The organism is Pseudomonas sp. Irchel s3h17 (assembly GCF_900187505.1).
Classification (GTDB): Bacteria; Pseudomonadota; Gammaproteobacteria; order Pseudomonadales; family Pseudomonadaceae; genus Aquipseudomonas.
Genome location: NZ_FYDL01000006.1, coordinates 159,544 through 173,774 on the forward strand (window position 1 = coordinate 159,544; position 14,231 = coordinate 173,774).

Below are 14,231 nucleotides of genomic sequence, written 5' to 3' on the forward strand. Positions count from 1 at the left end.
TTAAAGGATACGGTAAAGCAGGCGCTCGATGCGTACCCGGCTGACTCGCCGCAGAAACTTGCTCACCGCCGGGGGATACTCCGGCAGCGTCTCCAGGTGCTGATAGTTTTCGATACGGCGGGTGTGGCGGAAAATCTCTGCCAGCTCGCCGCGCCGGGGCTCGCTCAACTCACCCTTGGGATCGTCGATCAGCAACGCGTTTTCCAGGTCCAGGCGGAACGCGCGCGGATTCAGGTTGTTACCCGTCAACAGGGTGTAGCGCTCGTCGACCCACATGCCCTTGAGGTGGTAGGTGTTTTCACCGTCGCGCCACAGATGCAAGTTGAGCGCACCGCTGTCGATTTCGCGCTGATGACGTTTGGCGAAACGCCGCAGGCTGATCTCGTAGAGATACGGCAATGCCGCGATCACCTTGAATGGTTCGCTCGGCGGGATGTAGAAGTCGTTGGCAGTCTTGTCGCCAACGATGATGTCGACCTTCACCCCACGCGCCAGCGCCCGGTTGATTTCCCGGGTCACCGGCAAGGGCAGGTTGAAATACGGCGTGCAGATCGTCAGTTGATACCGGGCACTGGCGATCAACTCGCAGATCACCCGGCTCAATGGGTTGTTCTTGCCGACCCCGAGCAACGGGCTGACGGACAGTTCGTCCTTGTTCAATACACCCTGGGCAGTGTCGTAGGTCGCGTGCTTGAGGCGACTGCGCAAGTCGCCGATATCGTTGCGCAGGCTGCGCGTGGTCGGCAGGTCGGGCACGTCCAACCGATGCACGGCCCTGGAGGCGATCAGGCCATGTTGCACCAGGTGCTGCATGGAGTCGGCCAGCGCCTGGTTGCGCAGCAGGTGATAACGGTCGAAACGGTACTTGTCGAACTTGTGCAGGTAGACGTTATTCAGGCTGGCGCCGCTGTAGATCACGCAGTCGTCGATCACAAAGCCCTTGAGGTGCAACACACCGAACAGCTCGCGGGTCTGCACCGGTACGCCATACACCGGCACTTCACTGCTGTGCTCGCGGGTTTGCTGCTGGTACCAGGCCGAGTTCCCCGGCTGCTTGCCGGCACCGATCAAACCCCGTTGTGCCCGCAACCAGTCGACCACCACCACCACGTCCAATTCCGGGCGGGCAGCTTTGGCCGCGTGCAAGGCATCAAGGATTTCCTGGCCGGCTTCATCGTGTTGCAGGTAAAGCGCAACGATGTAGATACGATGGGTCGCCTGGGCGATCTGCTCCAGCAGGCACCGACGGAACTCGGCCGCGCCGTTGAGAATGGAGACGGCATCGGCGGCCAGCGGAAAACTGCGCAGTCTGGGCAACAGGGAGCGTTTGAAAAGCGACGGCATAGGGCTCGCAAATGGGTCTAATCCGAAGAACCCGTGAGCTTACACCATGTGCGACGAACGGGCTTGCTCCCGTGGCCCGGATAGACGCCGAAATTACGCAAAATGTGATATTCGATTCACAGCACCGCCCGCTCTCAAGCCCCGTCTTGCAGACTCGCGGAGGCCTCCATCCCGCGCCACCATCGACACTTTTAGAATTTATCTTGACCAAGGAGAACGATCATTCTACTTTCGCAACATGAACGAGATAACTAGCCACGACACACGCGACATCATTCTGGACGTCACCGAAAAGTTGATCTACAAAAGTGGCATCGCCGCCACGGGCATGGATCTTCTGGTGAAAACCGCCGGTGTTTCCAGAAAAAGTATCTACCGCTACTTCGCCAACAAGGACGAGCTGGTCGTCGCCGCCCTGCTACGCCGTGATGAGCGCTGGATGCACGGGTTCATCCGGCAAGTGAACCGGGCCCCAACCCCGGGACTGCGCTTGCTCAACCTGTTCAGCGTGCTGAAGGACTGGTTTGCCAGTGACGGTTTTCGTGGCTGCGCCTTCATCAATACCAGCGGTGAAACTGGCGACCCGCAGGATCCGGTACGTCTCGTGGCGAAGGCACACAAACAGAAACTGCTCGCCTACCTGGGCGAGCTGTGCACCGAACATGGCGTACAGGATCCGCAGGCCATGGCCCCGCAGCTGCTGATTCTGATCGATGGTGCCATTACCGTTGCGCTTGTCATGGGGGATCACAGTGCTGCCGATAATGCGCAATGCATGGCGCGAAAGTTATTGGACCTGTGACACTTCAAACAAGAGCAACTTGCCGTTTGAACATCCACCTCCCCCGGAGACTTTAAATGTCATCTGATGCCCAAGTTCGCCCTCCCTTGCCGCCATTCACTCGCCAATCGGCCATTGAAAAGATCCGCCTGGCCGAAGACGGCTGGAACTCTCGGGACCCACAGCGGGTTTCACTGGCCTATACCCTGGACACAAAGTGGCGTAACCGCGCCGAGTTCGCCAACAACCGCGAAGAGGCCAAGGGCTTCCTCACCCGCAAATGGGCGAGGGAACTGGAATACCGATTGATCAAGGAACTCTGGGCCTTCACCGGCAACCGCATCGCAGTGCGTTACGCCTATGAATGGCACGACGACTCCGGCAACTGGTATCGCTCATACGGCAATGAAAACTGGGAGTTCGACGAACATGGACTGATGTCCAACCGTCACGCCTGCATCAACGATCTGCCCATCCAGGAATGCGAGCGCAAGTTCCACTGGCCCCTGGGCCGGCGCCCGGATGACCATCCTGGATTGACCGAACTGGGCCTCTAGGCCCCCCGGGGTGCAGGCCCGCGCCCGATACCTGTACCGGTCCGCCCGGCGCGGGATTGGGTTACGCCCCTGGGCTCGCAGTTTTCGGATAGCGCGGCCCGCCAGGGCCGCGCACCCTATTGCCCCTTCAGTCAAAATCCATGGGTCATTCAGTGATGCGCTTCTCCCGCCTGTTTGCAGCGGTACTTCTTGTCGGCATGGCCGGTTGCACCACCATGCCGGCCCCTGAAACACGGCATTCCGGTTTTCTGAATGACTACAGCCGCCTGACCAAGGATCCGCAATGGCCCCAGAGCGAGTACTGGGTCAAGCCGTCGCTTGAGATCAAGCAGTCCTACCAGAAACGGATTTACCTGGAGTCGCCGCGCCTTTACGTCACCGGCAAAGACCTTGACCAGACCATGAAAAGTCCAGCCGACACGGCTGCGATGCTCAACTACCTGAAGCAGGCGATTCTCTACCAGTTCCTGACCTCGGGCTATGAAGTCACCACCCGGCCCGAGCCCGATACGCTCCTGCTGCGCACAGCCATCACCGGCAGCGAACGGACGCCGCGCGACCCGTCCACTCCCGAGTACCTCCCTATTGGCATGGTGGTGGGTGGTGTGATGCAACTGACCGGCACTCGAGACGAAAGCCTGCGCATCTACTTTGAAAGTGAAATGCGCGACGCAACATCGGGCGAACTGCTGGCGCAATCCGTCAGCGCCACCACGGGCAACGAACTCTCCCCGTCTGCCACGGCCAAGGTAGAAGACAGCTACCCGGCCCTTGATGCCTGGGCCAGACAGTTGCGCGAACGGGCCGACAAGGCCTTCGCCCAGCCGTGAGCGACACAGGTGCGACAGCGGGCACCAGGCCCGCTTCGCCACCTGGAAAACAGCACCACCCACACCCTCGCCCCTGGTGCTCAAGACACCCGCCAATCTGACGCCCAGGTAGATCGGCCATCGAGCTGCATCGACCTGGCGACACCTGGAAACGTCCCGGATGATCCCGCCCGTCAGCCCCGACAAGGATTTGGCGCTATCGTCAGCGCCGCTTGCCTGATAAAATTAGGAGTTACCTTCCCACGTCTGCATGCTGCGCCCCCCGCCTGAGCAAAACGATCCTGGCACAAAGACTGAACATATCCGAATGGAGAATTAACCATGAGCTACTCTTTTAAGTTGAAAAATGGCTCGATCGCCATTTTCGACCCAGAGAACTCACTGCTATCCATCACGACGCCGCTCGGAGAGGTTCAAGACACCACACTGGGCAGAGCAGAATCACGTCTTTTAGCGTTGCTATTGGCAGAACCCGGCGTTACCAAGACCCGCGATGAAATTGTCGAATACACCTGGAATGATCGGGTCGTCGCGTCCGGCAGTTTGAACCAGGCCATCTTTTCCCTGAGAAACAGCCTTAACGACAGTCGCGATCACGAGATTGTGATGACCATCCCCCGGCGTGGTTATCGCTTCAATCAAAATCATGTCATCGACCCACAGGCCGAGCTGGCGACGCCACCTGAGAGCGAACAACTTGTCCCTGCGGATGAAATCGAAGCGGACTCGACCGTAGCGCCTTCAATCGATGACACCCCCGCTACCCCGGCAGCACCTGAGCAACCAAGACCCGGGTTTATTATCAATAAACTCTTTATCGGTTATGCCGCGACCGTTGCCCTGTGCGTGGCCACCCTGATGCACCTGGGCTTTCCATTCAACCGGCCCGAAATCAAAGTCGTCAATACGCAACTCCACAACATCACTTTGAACACTGTCGGCAACAGCCTCGACGAAGCCCGGGCACTCGGTGACGCCGTGGCCAAACAACTCGAGAAGTCACCGGCCAGCTTGAAGGGACAGATCTGGCTCAGCCAGTCCAAGTCAAATTACACACTGGCTTGCATCCGTGCGGATCAAAGCACCCACAACTATCAATTCAACAGCCAACAAAAAGAACTTCCCGCCATGATCCAACAGTGCCTGGAGACAGCGCTATGAGCCTGCTGAAAAAACCGGCCACTCAATGGGTAGTGTTAGGGCTGATCAATGCCGCCTGTATTTTCGCGTTAGTCTCTCCGCCCATCGCTTTCAAGAAAAACGTTGGCTACCACACCAACAGCCATCAATGGCTTGAAGACCAGAACCAACTGAACACTGAAGAGTATCTCACCATAGGCGAGGATCGGCTCACCCTGTCCGCCATCGAAAGCCTGAATGGAAAACTGCGTAATGCAACGGTGTCCGCCGACATCATCCGTTCGAACCAGAGCAACATAGAAATTAAAATAGCCAGCACTAAACTGAGCCAGGACAGCGAACTCTTTGCCATCGACAAAATGCCCGACCTGTTTTTCAGGCGCCAGTACATTGGCCAGGAAGGCTCTACCCTGAACTACAGCTTTCTGCCGACCGCCGACGCAAACACCGTCTGCTTCTATATCCACGAATTCGGTCGCCTGCGCTGCATGAATAACTGACCGCCAACGCCTGGCACCGCCATTTCCAAGGTGACACGTCGCCGAAAAATGGCCTTGCCAGGCGCGTCATCGTCACGCCATCTCCCGCAAAATAACGATTAATAATTTCCCTTCGCCCCACCCCCGCATCACCCTGACTTATCTCTGTCAGCAGGTGAATAAGCATGCGCCTCCTTCTTCAGTTAAACACTCTGCCGCTCAAGCAAAAGATACTGCTGTGTGCCCTCGCCTATATCAGCGGCATCGCGCTGGGATTTGTGATTGATCCCTGATGCGCCGTGCACCGCCGCCCACTTCCTGCACAAGAAACCATTTGCCGAGGGTCGCTTGAAAAGCTCACTTCGAAGATCAACGCTGGTGTTATCCGGATCGATTGCAATGGGATGGCTCGCCTGGCTTGCTGCCGGAACGATTGCGGAGCGGCGTATCGCGCAACAGTTTAATAACGTGCATGAAAAGGTGAGCACTGCGCTCATTGAACCACGCAGGCAACTCGACGATGTATTCGCCAGCCTTGAGTCTTTCGAGCGTTCAATCCCGGATTGCTCCAGCGAACTGTATTCAATGCTTGCCGAGAAGGTCGAAGAGAACCGATATATCTATCAGGCCGCCGTCAAACTTCAGAACCGGAAAGTCTGCTCATCTTACGGTCGAAAACTGCTCTCCCCCTTGCAAGGTGATGAGCGCGGCTATCCAGCCGCCGATGGCCACACCAATTGGTTCCACCCTGATTTCAACAAGTCCGCGGACACTGACTTTATTATCGTCTCGGATTCATCGATTTACGTCTGGCTCAACAAAGCGATTCTCCTGAAAAGCCTGGGCATCCCGCCAGGCGTCCAGTTGGACCTGATAGACGCAAACGACAAGGAATCCGTTGTTTCCTCCCATCGGCGGTCCCTGACCCTTGAGCAACCGCCGGGCATTGGACAACTCACGGTCTCGGCCGACCGGGTCTTTATGGCATATGCCAACAGCCGCAATGCACTGGTACCGGTCATCTCACTCCCCGCCAGCCACTTGAGTAGCTTGAAGATGAATGTATTTATCGCGCTGATCCTCGTCGGCGCCGCACTGCTCGGTGCCGCGCTGTATATCGCCCGACGCACGCATCAGCACTACAGCTCTACCGCGGTAAAACTGCGGCGGGCCTTGCGAGACGGTGAACTGCAGGTCAACTACCAGCCTATCGTTGATATGCGAACCGGTTGCCTGGTCGGCGCAGAAGCGCTGTCACGCTGGAAACTCGACGATGTCAGTATTTCGCCGGAAGTGTTCATTGGCGCCGCCGAGAAGTCCGATCTGATTTGCGAACTCACACGCTACGTCATTCAGCGCATTGCCGAGGATTACAGCACCTACCTTTGGGCCTGCAAGAATTTCTACATCACCATCAATGTTTCCGCCCGCGACATCCTCGACGAAACCTTTCCGGACTTTGTCGCCGAGGTTCTGGCCCTGCACGATATCCCGGCATCCAACATTGCCTTCGAAGTCACCGAAAGCACCCTGTTCGAGCAGACCATAGCCGCCGCACAACTGCAGCGCCTGCGAGCGTGTGGGCATCGGATTGCCATCGATGACTTCGGTACCGGCTACTCCAACCTCTCCCTGATCCATTCACTGCCCATCGACATCCTGAAGATCGATCGCTCATTCATTGAAGGCGAGAAAGTCGCAGCGGTGGATGCACTCTGGCAACACATCGTCAACATCGCCCGGGACCTGAATTTCCAGGTCGTCGCCGAAGGTGTGGAAACCCCGGAGCAAGTGCAGCACCTGACATCCGGCGGCGTCCGGTTTGCCCAAGGCTGGCTGTACTCCAGGGACGTAACACCTGAAGCGCTGGCCAAACTGTATTTTTCGATTTCAAGCGAAGAACAAACCCTGTGCGGGTGAGCCTTGCGCTGGAAATACAGATTAATGACTTTGATCAATTGCAGCCCCTGCCAATGATCAGGCACCGAAACGACGTGCCACGGCACAACTTTTTGACTAACCGGAAATCCCCGCACAAGGAATCCACCGCACATGCAATTCAGAAACCTAGCAATCGCCTCGCTGCTTTCCCTGCTGTCCTTTCAGGCAATGGCCGCTGGCGATGACAAAGGACTGTACCTAGGCGCTGGTGTTACCAGCATTGAAACCGACGAGAGCGATCTGGATGGTGATGACAACAGCTACAAGGTGTTCGCCGGTTATCGTTTCAACGGCAACCTAGCGATCGAAGGGGCCTACGTCGACCTGGGTGAACTCGAGGATAACGACCGCAAGTTCGAGGGTAAATCGATGCAAGCGGCCGCCCATCTCGGCTTTCCGATCGGCGACCGCATCCGCCTGTTCGGCAGTGTCGGTGCTCACGCATGGGATTCCGACGGCAACGTCGAAGACGATGACACCGGTGTTGACCTGACCTACGGTGCCGGCGTCGAGATGGACGTGTTTCGTAACATCGGCATCCGCGCCGAGTACGAAGTGCTGGAAGTGGGCGACCTGGACTTGAACCAGACCACCGCTTCCGCCTACGTGCTGTTCTAAGGCACCTGTATCGAGCGGCCAGCCCGGCCGCTCCTTGCATCGAATGACCCGATGAGCCCCGAACCCCATGAACAGCTTTGCGCCTCCCCGGTTTCTTGAGCTGGAGTCCGCCCCCCTGGACGAGTTGAGCGGACGCAAGGATCATTGGGACATCGACTTGTCTTCTGTCGAGCAGGCAGCCCTCATCCAGCATTTCAGGCACATACGTGGCCCGCAACTGCGGCACAGTCGTTTCGATTTCAATGCCTGCGTCACCGCCGTCGGCGCCATTCCCGACGGATTCGTCACCTTCGCCATTTCCAGTCTGACCGCTGGCCGGCCGACCTGGAACAACCAGCGACTGCAACCCAACGAGATTGTCGTACTGCACGGCGGCGAGTCGGTGCACTACCGCTGCGAACCGAATGAAGCCCTGTTTACCGTGACCACGACGCTCGAACACTATGAGGCGTGTCGGGAACGCCATGGCGCCATTGATCTGCTCAAGGCTCGCAAGGAACACCGTTATCAAGCTGAAAGCCATCAGCCCATACGGTCAGCATTCAAACTGATCGGCGACTCGCTGGCAGCGCTATCGCCCACCACCCTCGCCTCCCGCCACCCAGGCTGGAACAGCCAATGGGAATCGACCGTGCTCGGTGCGCTCCTGCAAGCGCTGACACCTGATCACCCCAGGGTTCGGGACGTCCCCACACGCCGGAAAGTGGCGGCACGTGCCATTGAGTACATTCATGAGCATGCGCATAAGCCGATCACCCTGCTTGACCTGGCCGAACGGCTCAACACCACGGGTCGCAGCTTGCACCAGGGCTTTATCGAGTCCTTCGGCACCACCCCCATGGCCTACCTGCGCAACATTCGGCTCTCAAACGCTCGACAGGACCTGATCAGGCACACCTGGCCGTCGGTGACCGAGACGGCGATGCAATGGAATTTTTTCCATCTGGGGCGTTTTTCCAAGGACTACCAGCACGCATACGGTGAGGCGCCTTCGCACACCTACCGGCGTCACCCCCTCACGCCCTAGACGTTAGTGCGGTCGCCGGAGGCGGCGGTTATGGGTAAGATGGCGCCCTGCCGTTACCCCTCTGCCCCACCGAATAAGTCGACCCCATGCCTTTCGAACTCAGCGTAGACCTCACCACTCTGGCCATACTGGCCATCGTCGCGTTCATTGCCGGTTTCATTGATGCCATTGCCGGTGGCGGCGGCCTGCTGACCACTCCGGCACTGCTCACCGCTGGCCTGCCGCCGCACTTGGTGCTGGGCACCAACAAACTGAGTTCCACCTTCGGCTCGGCCACCGCCAGTTTCACCTTCTACCGACGCAAGCTGTTCCACCCACGGCAATGGACCCACGCGATTGTCGGCACCCTGGTGGGTGCGTTGACCGGCGCGGTCGTCGCGCACTACCTGCCGGCGGAGTGGCTGAACAAGATGCTGCCGGTGATTGTGTTTGCCTGCGGCCTGTACCTGTTGTTCGGCGGCACGCCGAAAGCGCCCCTGGACAGTGACGCACCGATCAAAAAGAAATGGCAGTCGAGCCAGGGCTTCAGCCTGGGTTTCTATGATGGCGTGGCCGGGCCCGGTACGGGCGCGTTCTGGACCGTCAGCAGCCTGCTGCTCTACCCGATCGACCTGGTCAAGGCCAGCGGTGTGGCGCGCAGCATGAACTTCGTCAGCAACATCGCGGCGCTGTCGGTGTTCATCTTTTCCGGGCAAGTGGACTGGATCATCGGCCTGTGCATGGGCCTGTCGGTCATGGTCGGTGCGTTCTTCGGCGCACGCACCGCCATCAGCGGAGGGGCGAAGTTCATTCGCCCGGTGTTCATCGCGGTGGTGCTGGGGTTGACCGTACGCCTAGCCTGGCAGCACTGGTTCAGCGTGGCCTAAGCGCCGCGCGACATAGACGTCGATCAGGTACCGGGCAATCGAGCGCGACGCCGGCAACGGCGGCAGCGCATGAATGTTGAACCATTGGGCGTCTTCGATTTCGTCCGCCTGCGGGACGATCTCGCCACCGGCATACTCGGCATGAAACCCTAGCATCATCGAGTGCGGGAACGGCCAGCACTGGCTGCCCAGGTACTGGATGTTGCGCACCTCGACCTGCACTTCTTCGCGCACTTCCCGGACCAGGCAATCCTCGGCGGACTCCCCCGGCTCGGCGAAGCCCGCCAGGGTGCTGTAGACCCCGGCGACAAAGCGTGGCGAACGGGCCAGCAGGATTTCGTCACCACGGGTGATCAACACAATCATGCTCGGTGAAATCCGCGGGTAGCTGCGCAGGTCACAGGGTTCGCAGTACATCGCCCGCTCGCGCGACACCTGGATCATAGGCTGGCCACAGTTGCCACAGAAACGGTGCTCGCGGGCCCAGGTGCCGATCTGCGCGGCGTACCCCAACACCTTGTACAGCGTGTGGTCGCCGTCGAGCATGAAGGCCCGCAGCCCCTTCCAGTCGCAACCCGACACCTCGCTCGACGCCCTGAGTTCCAGCAGGTACACCGGCTCGCCGTCCAGGTAGCCGATGCCGTGCTCGGCGAGAATCGACAGGCCCTGGCGCTTGAGCCATTCACGCGGGAACAGCGCGCCATTGTCATCGAACAGAAAACCTTCGGGGCTGCGGGCCACGGCCCAGCCGCCTGCTACGTCAGTGTCGAGTACCGCGGTGGTCCAGCGTAAAGTCATGTGTGCTCAGTCCAGGAATTCGGGTTTCCGTTTGCTCATGTGGGCGGCCATGGCCACGCGCAGATCATTGGACTGCAGCATGGCGGCGTTCCAGATGGCGATGTATTCCAGGCCGTCGTCGATGCCGTGATCGCGCATGTAGCTGATCATCTCCTTGGTGCCGGCGATGGCGATCGGCGACTTGCCCGCGATTTCACGGGCGATGCCCATGACCCCGTCCAGCAGGCTGGCGGTGTCCGGGTAGACACGGTTGACCAGGCCGATCGCGCGGGCCTCGTCGGCACCAAAGGTGCGACCTGTGTAAGCCAGTTCACGCAGCATGCCGTCACCGATGATCCGCGGCAAGCGTTGCAAGGTCCCGACGTCGGCGGCCATGCCGATATCGATTTCCTTGATCGAGAATTGCGCGTCCTCGGCGGCATAGCGCATGTCGCAGGCAGAGATCAGGTCGATGGCGCCGCCCAGGCAGTACCCCTGGATAGCGGCCAGTACCGGTTTACGGCAGTTATCCACGGCGTTGAACGACGCTTGCAGCGCGAGAATCTTGCGCCGCAGCAGGCGCGCATTGCGTCCCACGTCCTTGCCCATTTCGTTGGCGACCGAGGCCAGCATCATCAGGTCGATACCCGAAGAGAAGTGCTTGCCGGCACCGCTGATCACCACCGCCCGCACGGCGTCGGTGTCATCGATCCACTGGAAGATCTCGATGATCTCGGTCCAGAACGCCGCGTTCATCGCATTGATCTTCTCCGGACGATTGATCTGCACATGGGCGATGTTGTCGTTCAGTTCGACACGAAAGGCCTTGTACTCGGGGAGAATGTTGTCCTTCAGATCGACGCTGAGGTCCTGGAATTCGGACATGGTGGTGGTCCTTGCTGGCGCTGGAAATGAGACCGGAACTATAACAAGCCCACGCACATCACCCCAGGCAGTGCATCGGCCAAAAGCAGGACGCTCATACAAAACCCGGGGGAACGCGCCTGGATGATCGCTCCCACGCGGGAACGATCACGCCTACGGTTCAGGGTGCCGGTGTGCCGCTGGCAACCGTCTTCGAGGCCGCCAGCATCGCCCGCAACAACACGGCGCAGCCGGCAGCCAGGTCATCCGGCGCGGCGTTTTCGATTTCGTTGTGGCTGATGCCGCCTTCGCACGGTACGAAGATCATCCCGGCCGGCCCCAGTTCGGCGAGGAAGATCGCGTCATGCCCCGCGCCGCTGACGATGTCCATGTGCGACAGCCCCAGCCCTTGCGCGGCGCTGCGCACGGCCTCGACGCAGTCCTTGTCGAAGTACAGCGGCGGGAAGTCGGCGGTCGGGGTCAGTTCGAAGCTCAGGCCGTGCTCGTCGCAGGTGCTGTCGATCACCTGGCGAACGTCGGCAATCATCGAATCCAGCCGTGCCGGCTCCAGATGCCGGAAGTCCAGGGTCATGCGCACCTCGCCGGGGATCACGTTGCGCGACCCCGGATAGGCCTGCAGGCAACCCACGGTGCCACAGGCATGGGGCTGATGGCCGAGGGCCGCGCGGTTCACCGCCGCCACCACCGCGGCTGCGCCTACCAGTGCGTCCTTGCGCAAATGCATCGGGGTCGGCCCGGCATGGGCCTCGACTCCGCGCAGTTTCAGGTCGAACCACTTCTGCCCCAACGCCCCCATCACCACGCCAATGGTCTTGCGCTCATCCTCCAGGATCGGCCCTTGTTCGATGTGCGCCTCAAAGTAGGCCCCCACCGGGTGGCCGCTGACCTTGCGCGGGCCGGCATAGCCAATGGCATTCAATGCCTGGCCGACGGTGACGCCGTCGGCGTCGGTCTTGGCCAGGGTCTCTTCCAGGGTGAACTTCTCGGCAAACACCCCCGAACCCATCATGCACGGGGCGAAACGCGACCCCTCTTCGTTGGTCCAGACCACCACTTCCAGCGGTGCCTCGGTTTCCACACCCAGGTCGTTGAGCGTACGCAGCACTTCAACGCCGGCCAGCACCCCGAAACAGCCGTCGAACTTGCCGCCGGTGGGCTGGGTGTCGATGTGGCTGCCGGTCATCACCGGAGGCAACGCCGGGTTGCGCCCGGCCCGCCGGGCGAAGATGTTGCCGACCCCATCGATGCTGACGGTGCAGCCCGCCTCCTCGCACCAGGTGACGAACAGATCCCGGGCCTGGCGGTCGAGGTCGGTCAGTGCCAGGCGACAGACACCGCCCTTGACCGTGGCACCGAGCCGGGCCAGTTCCATGAGCGACTGCCACAAGCGGTCGCGATTGATGTGCTGGTGGCTGGACTGTAGAACCTCAACGGCAGCGTTCATGATCATCTCCTCTGGTGTTCTTCTGTTCGCTCACACAGGCGTCTTCACGGTCACGGCTTGCGCCCCGCCCATCGAACACAGCCCGTAATAAATCAGGCCGCCCAACGCCGACCCGGTAAACCAGCCGTAGCTGTAGAACCAGCTGAAGGCATCGCTGCCCAGCGACAGCACGGTCAGCGCCACCGGCACGCCGAAGGCGATGAAGCCGTACCAGTTCCACGCCGGGTACACGTCATCGCGGTACAGGCCGGCCAGGTCCAGTTGCTGTTTCTTGATCAGGAAGTAGTCCACCACCATGATCCCGGCGATGGGCCCAAGCAGGCTCGAGTAGCCGAGCAGCCAGTTGGAATAGACCGACTCCAGGCTGATGTCGGAGACGATCCAGCCGAGCTTCTTCAGCAGTTCGTGCCCCATCAAGGCCAGTCCGACAAACCCGGTGAGCATCACGGCGCTGGTGCGGTTGATCAGTTTGGGCGCCAGGTTCTGGAAGTCGTTGGTGGGCGAGACAATGTTGGCGGCGGTGTTGGTGGACAAGGTGGCAATGATGATCAGGGCCATGGCCAAGGCAACCCAGACCGGGCTCTGGATATGCCCGATCAGGGTCACGGGGTCGGACACCGTGACCCCCACCAGTTGTTCCGAGGCGGCGGTCATGACCACGCCCAGGGAGGCGAACAGGAACATGGTCAACGGCAACCCGATGATCTGCCCGACGATCTGGTCCTTCTGGCTCCTGGCGTAGCGACTGAAGTCCGGGATGTTCAGCGACAGGGTGGCCCAGAAGCCGACCATGGCGGTCAGCCCGGCAAAAAAGTAGCCCCACAGGCTGGCGCCTTCCGGACGTTTCGGCGGCTGGGCCAGCAACTCGCCGAGCGACACGTTCGGCATGGCCCAGACCAGCAGGCCCAGCCCCACCAGCACCAACAGCGGCGCCGAGAGGGTTTCCAGCCATTTGATCGACTCGGCGCCGCGCAACACCACCCACAGGTTCAGCGCCCAGAACAGCATGAAGCCGATGACTTCACCGGTGCCCCCCAGGGACTTCCAGCCCTCGAAGATCGAACCGAGGAACAGGTGAATGGCCAGCCCGCCGAACATCGTCTGGATGCCAAACCAGCCGCACGCCACCAGGGCGCGAATCAGGCAGGGGACGTTGGAGCCGATCACCCCGAACGACGAACGCAGCAGCACCGGAAACGGGATGCCGTACTTGGTGCCGGCGAAGGCATTGAGGGTCAGCGGAATCAGGACGATGACGTTGGCCAGCAGAATCGCCAGCAACGCCTCGCCAACGCTCAGTCCAAAGTAGGCGGTGAGCACCCCGCCCAAGGTGTAGGTCGGCACGCAGATCGCCATCCCGACCCACAGGGCAGTGATGTGCCATTTGTTCCAGGTGCGTTCGTGCACCTTGGTCGGCGCGATGTCGTGGTTGTACCTGGGGCTGTCAAGGACGTCGCTGGCGGCGTCCAGTTCGTACAACCCGTCGCGCTCGATGACTTGCGATGTGTTCTGCTGCATGGCCGCTCCACTGTTCTTTTGATT

The 14,231-nt window shown here is 60.1% G+C and carries 14 protein-coding genes; 9 read left to right on the forward strand and 5 right to left on the reverse strand.

Annotated elements, in window-relative coordinates; translation table 11 throughout:
- Entirely contained in the window at positions 1-1,344 is a 1,344-nt protein-coding gene (pssA, locus tag CKW25_RS10395; RefSeq protein WP_095079091.1) for a CDP-diacylglycerol--serine O-phosphatidyltransferase, read from the reverse strand.
- A 238-nt stretch (positions 1,345-1,582) separates the two neighbouring features.
- On the opposite strand from pssA, the gene CKW25_RS10400 reads away from it, so the two are divergent.
- The 9 genes from CKW25_RS10400 to CKW25_RS10440 all read left to right on the forward strand — a co-directional run bounded on the left by CKW25_RS10400 (position 1,583) and on the right by CKW25_RS10440 (position 9,583).
- Positions 1,583-2,146, forward strand: a complete 564-nt coding sequence (locus CKW25_RS10400; protein ID WP_095079092.1) for a TetR/AcrR family transcriptional regulator — start codon at positions 1,583-1,585, stop codon at positions 2,144-2,146.
- 56 nt (positions 2,147-2,202) lie between these two features.
- Complete coding sequence (locus CKW25_RS10405) at positions 2,203-2,682, forward strand: DUF1348 family protein (protein WP_095079093.1); 480 nt, start codon at positions 2,203-2,205, stop codon at positions 2,680-2,682.
- Positions 2,683-2,837: 155 nt separating this feature from the next.
- Positions 2,838-3,512, forward strand: coding sequence for a DUF3313 domain-containing protein (locus tag CKW25_RS10410; RefSeq protein WP_172736478.1), 675 nt, complete (start codon positions 2,838-2,840; stop codon positions 3,510-3,512).
- 321 nt (positions 3,513-3,833) lie between these two features.
- Positions 3,834-4,673, forward strand: coding sequence for a transcriptional regulator (locus tag CKW25_RS10415; RefSeq protein ID WP_095079095.1), 840 nt, complete (start codon positions 3,834-3,836; stop codon positions 4,671-4,673).
- Positions 4,670-5,152, forward strand: coding sequence for a hypothetical protein (locus CKW25_RS10420; RefSeq protein WP_095079096.1), 483 nt, complete (start codon positions 4,670-4,672; stop codon positions 5,150-5,152). Before CKW25_RS10415 ends, CKW25_RS10420 begins: the two co-directional genes overlap by 4 nt.
- 261 nt (positions 5,153-5,413) lie before the next feature.
- On the forward strand, positions 5,414-7,051 hold the full coding sequence (locus CKW25_RS10425) for an EAL domain-containing protein (RefSeq protein WP_256577953.1): 1,638 nt from the start codon (positions 5,414-5,416) through the stop codon (positions 7,049-7,051).
- Positions 7,052-7,183: 132 nt separating this feature from the next.
- On the forward strand, positions 7,184-7,690 hold the full coding sequence (locus CKW25_RS10430; RefSeq protein ID WP_095079098.1) for a porin family protein: 507 nt from the start codon (positions 7,184-7,186) through the stop codon (positions 7,688-7,690).
- A gap of 67 nt (positions 7,691-7,757) precedes the next feature.
- A complete protein-coding gene (locus CKW25_RS10435; RefSeq protein ID WP_095079099.1) occupies positions 7,758-8,717 on the forward strand; it encodes a helix-turn-helix transcriptional regulator in 960 nt (319 codons plus the stop codon).
- A gap of 86 nt (positions 8,718-8,803) precedes the next feature.
- Positions 8,804-9,583: a TSUP family transporter gene (locus CKW25_RS10440; protein ID WP_095079100.1), complete on the forward strand. Its 780-nt coding sequence runs from the start codon at positions 8,804-8,806 to the stop codon at positions 9,581-9,583.
- Here the strand turns inward: CKW25_RS10440 and nudC are convergent.
- The 4 genes from nudC to CKW25_RS10460 form a co-directional block, all read right to left on the reverse strand.
- Positions 9,551-10,381 carry an NAD(+) diphosphatase gene (gene nudC / locus CKW25_RS10445; RefSeq protein ID WP_095079101.1) on the reverse strand — a complete coding sequence of 277 codons (831 nt, stop codon included), beginning with the start codon at positions 10,379-10,381 and terminating at the stop codon, positions 9,551-9,553. The two genes, CKW25_RS10440 and nudC, sit on opposite strands and share 33 nt — an antisense overlap.
- A 6-nt stretch (positions 10,382-10,387) precedes the next feature.
- The gene (locus tag CKW25_RS10450) at positions 10,388-11,245 is read right to left on the reverse strand and encodes a crotonase/enoyl-CoA hydratase family protein (protein ID WP_095079102.1); all 858 of its coding nucleotides are present in this window, start codon (positions 11,243-11,245) and stop codon (positions 10,388-10,390) included.
- A 160-nt stretch (positions 11,246-11,405) separates the two neighbouring features.
- On the reverse strand, positions 11,406-12,689 hold the full coding sequence (locus CKW25_RS10455) for a Zn-dependent hydrolase (RefSeq protein ID WP_095079103.1): 1,284 nt from the start codon (positions 12,687-12,689) through the stop codon (positions 11,406-11,408).
- A 30-nt stretch (positions 12,690-12,719) separates the two neighbouring features.
- A complete protein-coding gene (locus tag CKW25_RS10460; RefSeq protein WP_095079104.1) occupies positions 12,720-14,207 on the reverse strand; it encodes an NCS1 family nucleobase:cation symporter-1 in 1,488 nt (495 codons plus the stop codon).
- Positions 14,208-14,231: the final 24 nt, after the last annotated feature.

What these genes read in the sequence shown, in the direction of transcription:
- CKW25_RS10430 (WP_095079098.1), top strand. Translation starts at nt 7,184, where the DNA reads ATGCAATTCAGAAACCTAGCAATCGCCTCGCTGCTTTCCCTGCTGTCC.
- CKW25_RS10420 (WP_095079096.1), top strand. Translation starts at nt 4,670, where the DNA reads ATGAGCCTGCTGAAAAAACCGGCCACTCAATGGGTAGTGTTAGGGCTG.
- CKW25_RS10460 (WP_095079104.1), bottom strand. Translation starts at nt 14,207, where the DNA reads ATGCAGCAGAACACATCGCAAGTCATCGAGCGCGACGGGTTGTACGAA.
- CKW25_RS10450 (WP_095079102.1), bottom strand. Translation starts at nt 11,245, where the DNA reads ATGTCCGAATTCCAGGACCTCAGCGTCGATCTGAAGGACAACATTCTC.
- CKW25_RS10410 (WP_172736478.1), top strand. Translation starts at nt 2,838, where the DNA reads ATGCGCTTCTCCCGCCTGTTTGCAGCGGTACTTCTTGTCGGCATGGCC.
- CKW25_RS10455 (WP_095079103.1), bottom strand. Translation starts at nt 12,689, where the DNA reads ATGAACGCTGCCGTTGAGGTTCTACAGTCCAGCCACCAGCACATCAAT.
- pssA (WP_095079091.1), bottom strand. Translation starts at nt 1,344, where the DNA reads ATGCCGTCGCTTTTCAAACGCTCCCTGTTGCCCAGACTGCGCAGTTTT.
- nudC (WP_095079101.1), bottom strand. Translation starts at nt 10,381, where the DNA reads ATGACTTTACGCTGGACCACCGCGGTACTCGACACTGACGTAGCAGGC.
- CKW25_RS10435 (WP_095079099.1), top strand. Translation starts at nt 7,758, where the DNA reads ATGAACAGCTTTGCGCCTCCCCGGTTTCTTGAGCTGGAGTCCGCCCCC.
- CKW25_RS10400 (WP_095079092.1), top strand. Translation starts at nt 1,583, where the DNA reads ATGAACGAGATAACTAGCCACGACACACGCGACATCATTCTGGACGTC.
- CKW25_RS10405 (WP_095079093.1), top strand. Translation starts at nt 2,203, where the DNA reads ATGTCATCTGATGCCCAAGTTCGCCCTCCCTTGCCGCCATTCACTCGC.
- CKW25_RS10415 (WP_095079095.1), top strand. Translation starts at nt 3,834, where the DNA reads ATGAGCTACTCTTTTAAGTTGAAAAATGGCTCGATCGCCATTTTCGAC.
- CKW25_RS10440 (WP_095079100.1), top strand. Translation starts at nt 8,804, where the DNA reads ATGCCTTTCGAACTCAGCGTAGACCTCACCACTCTGGCCATACTGGCC.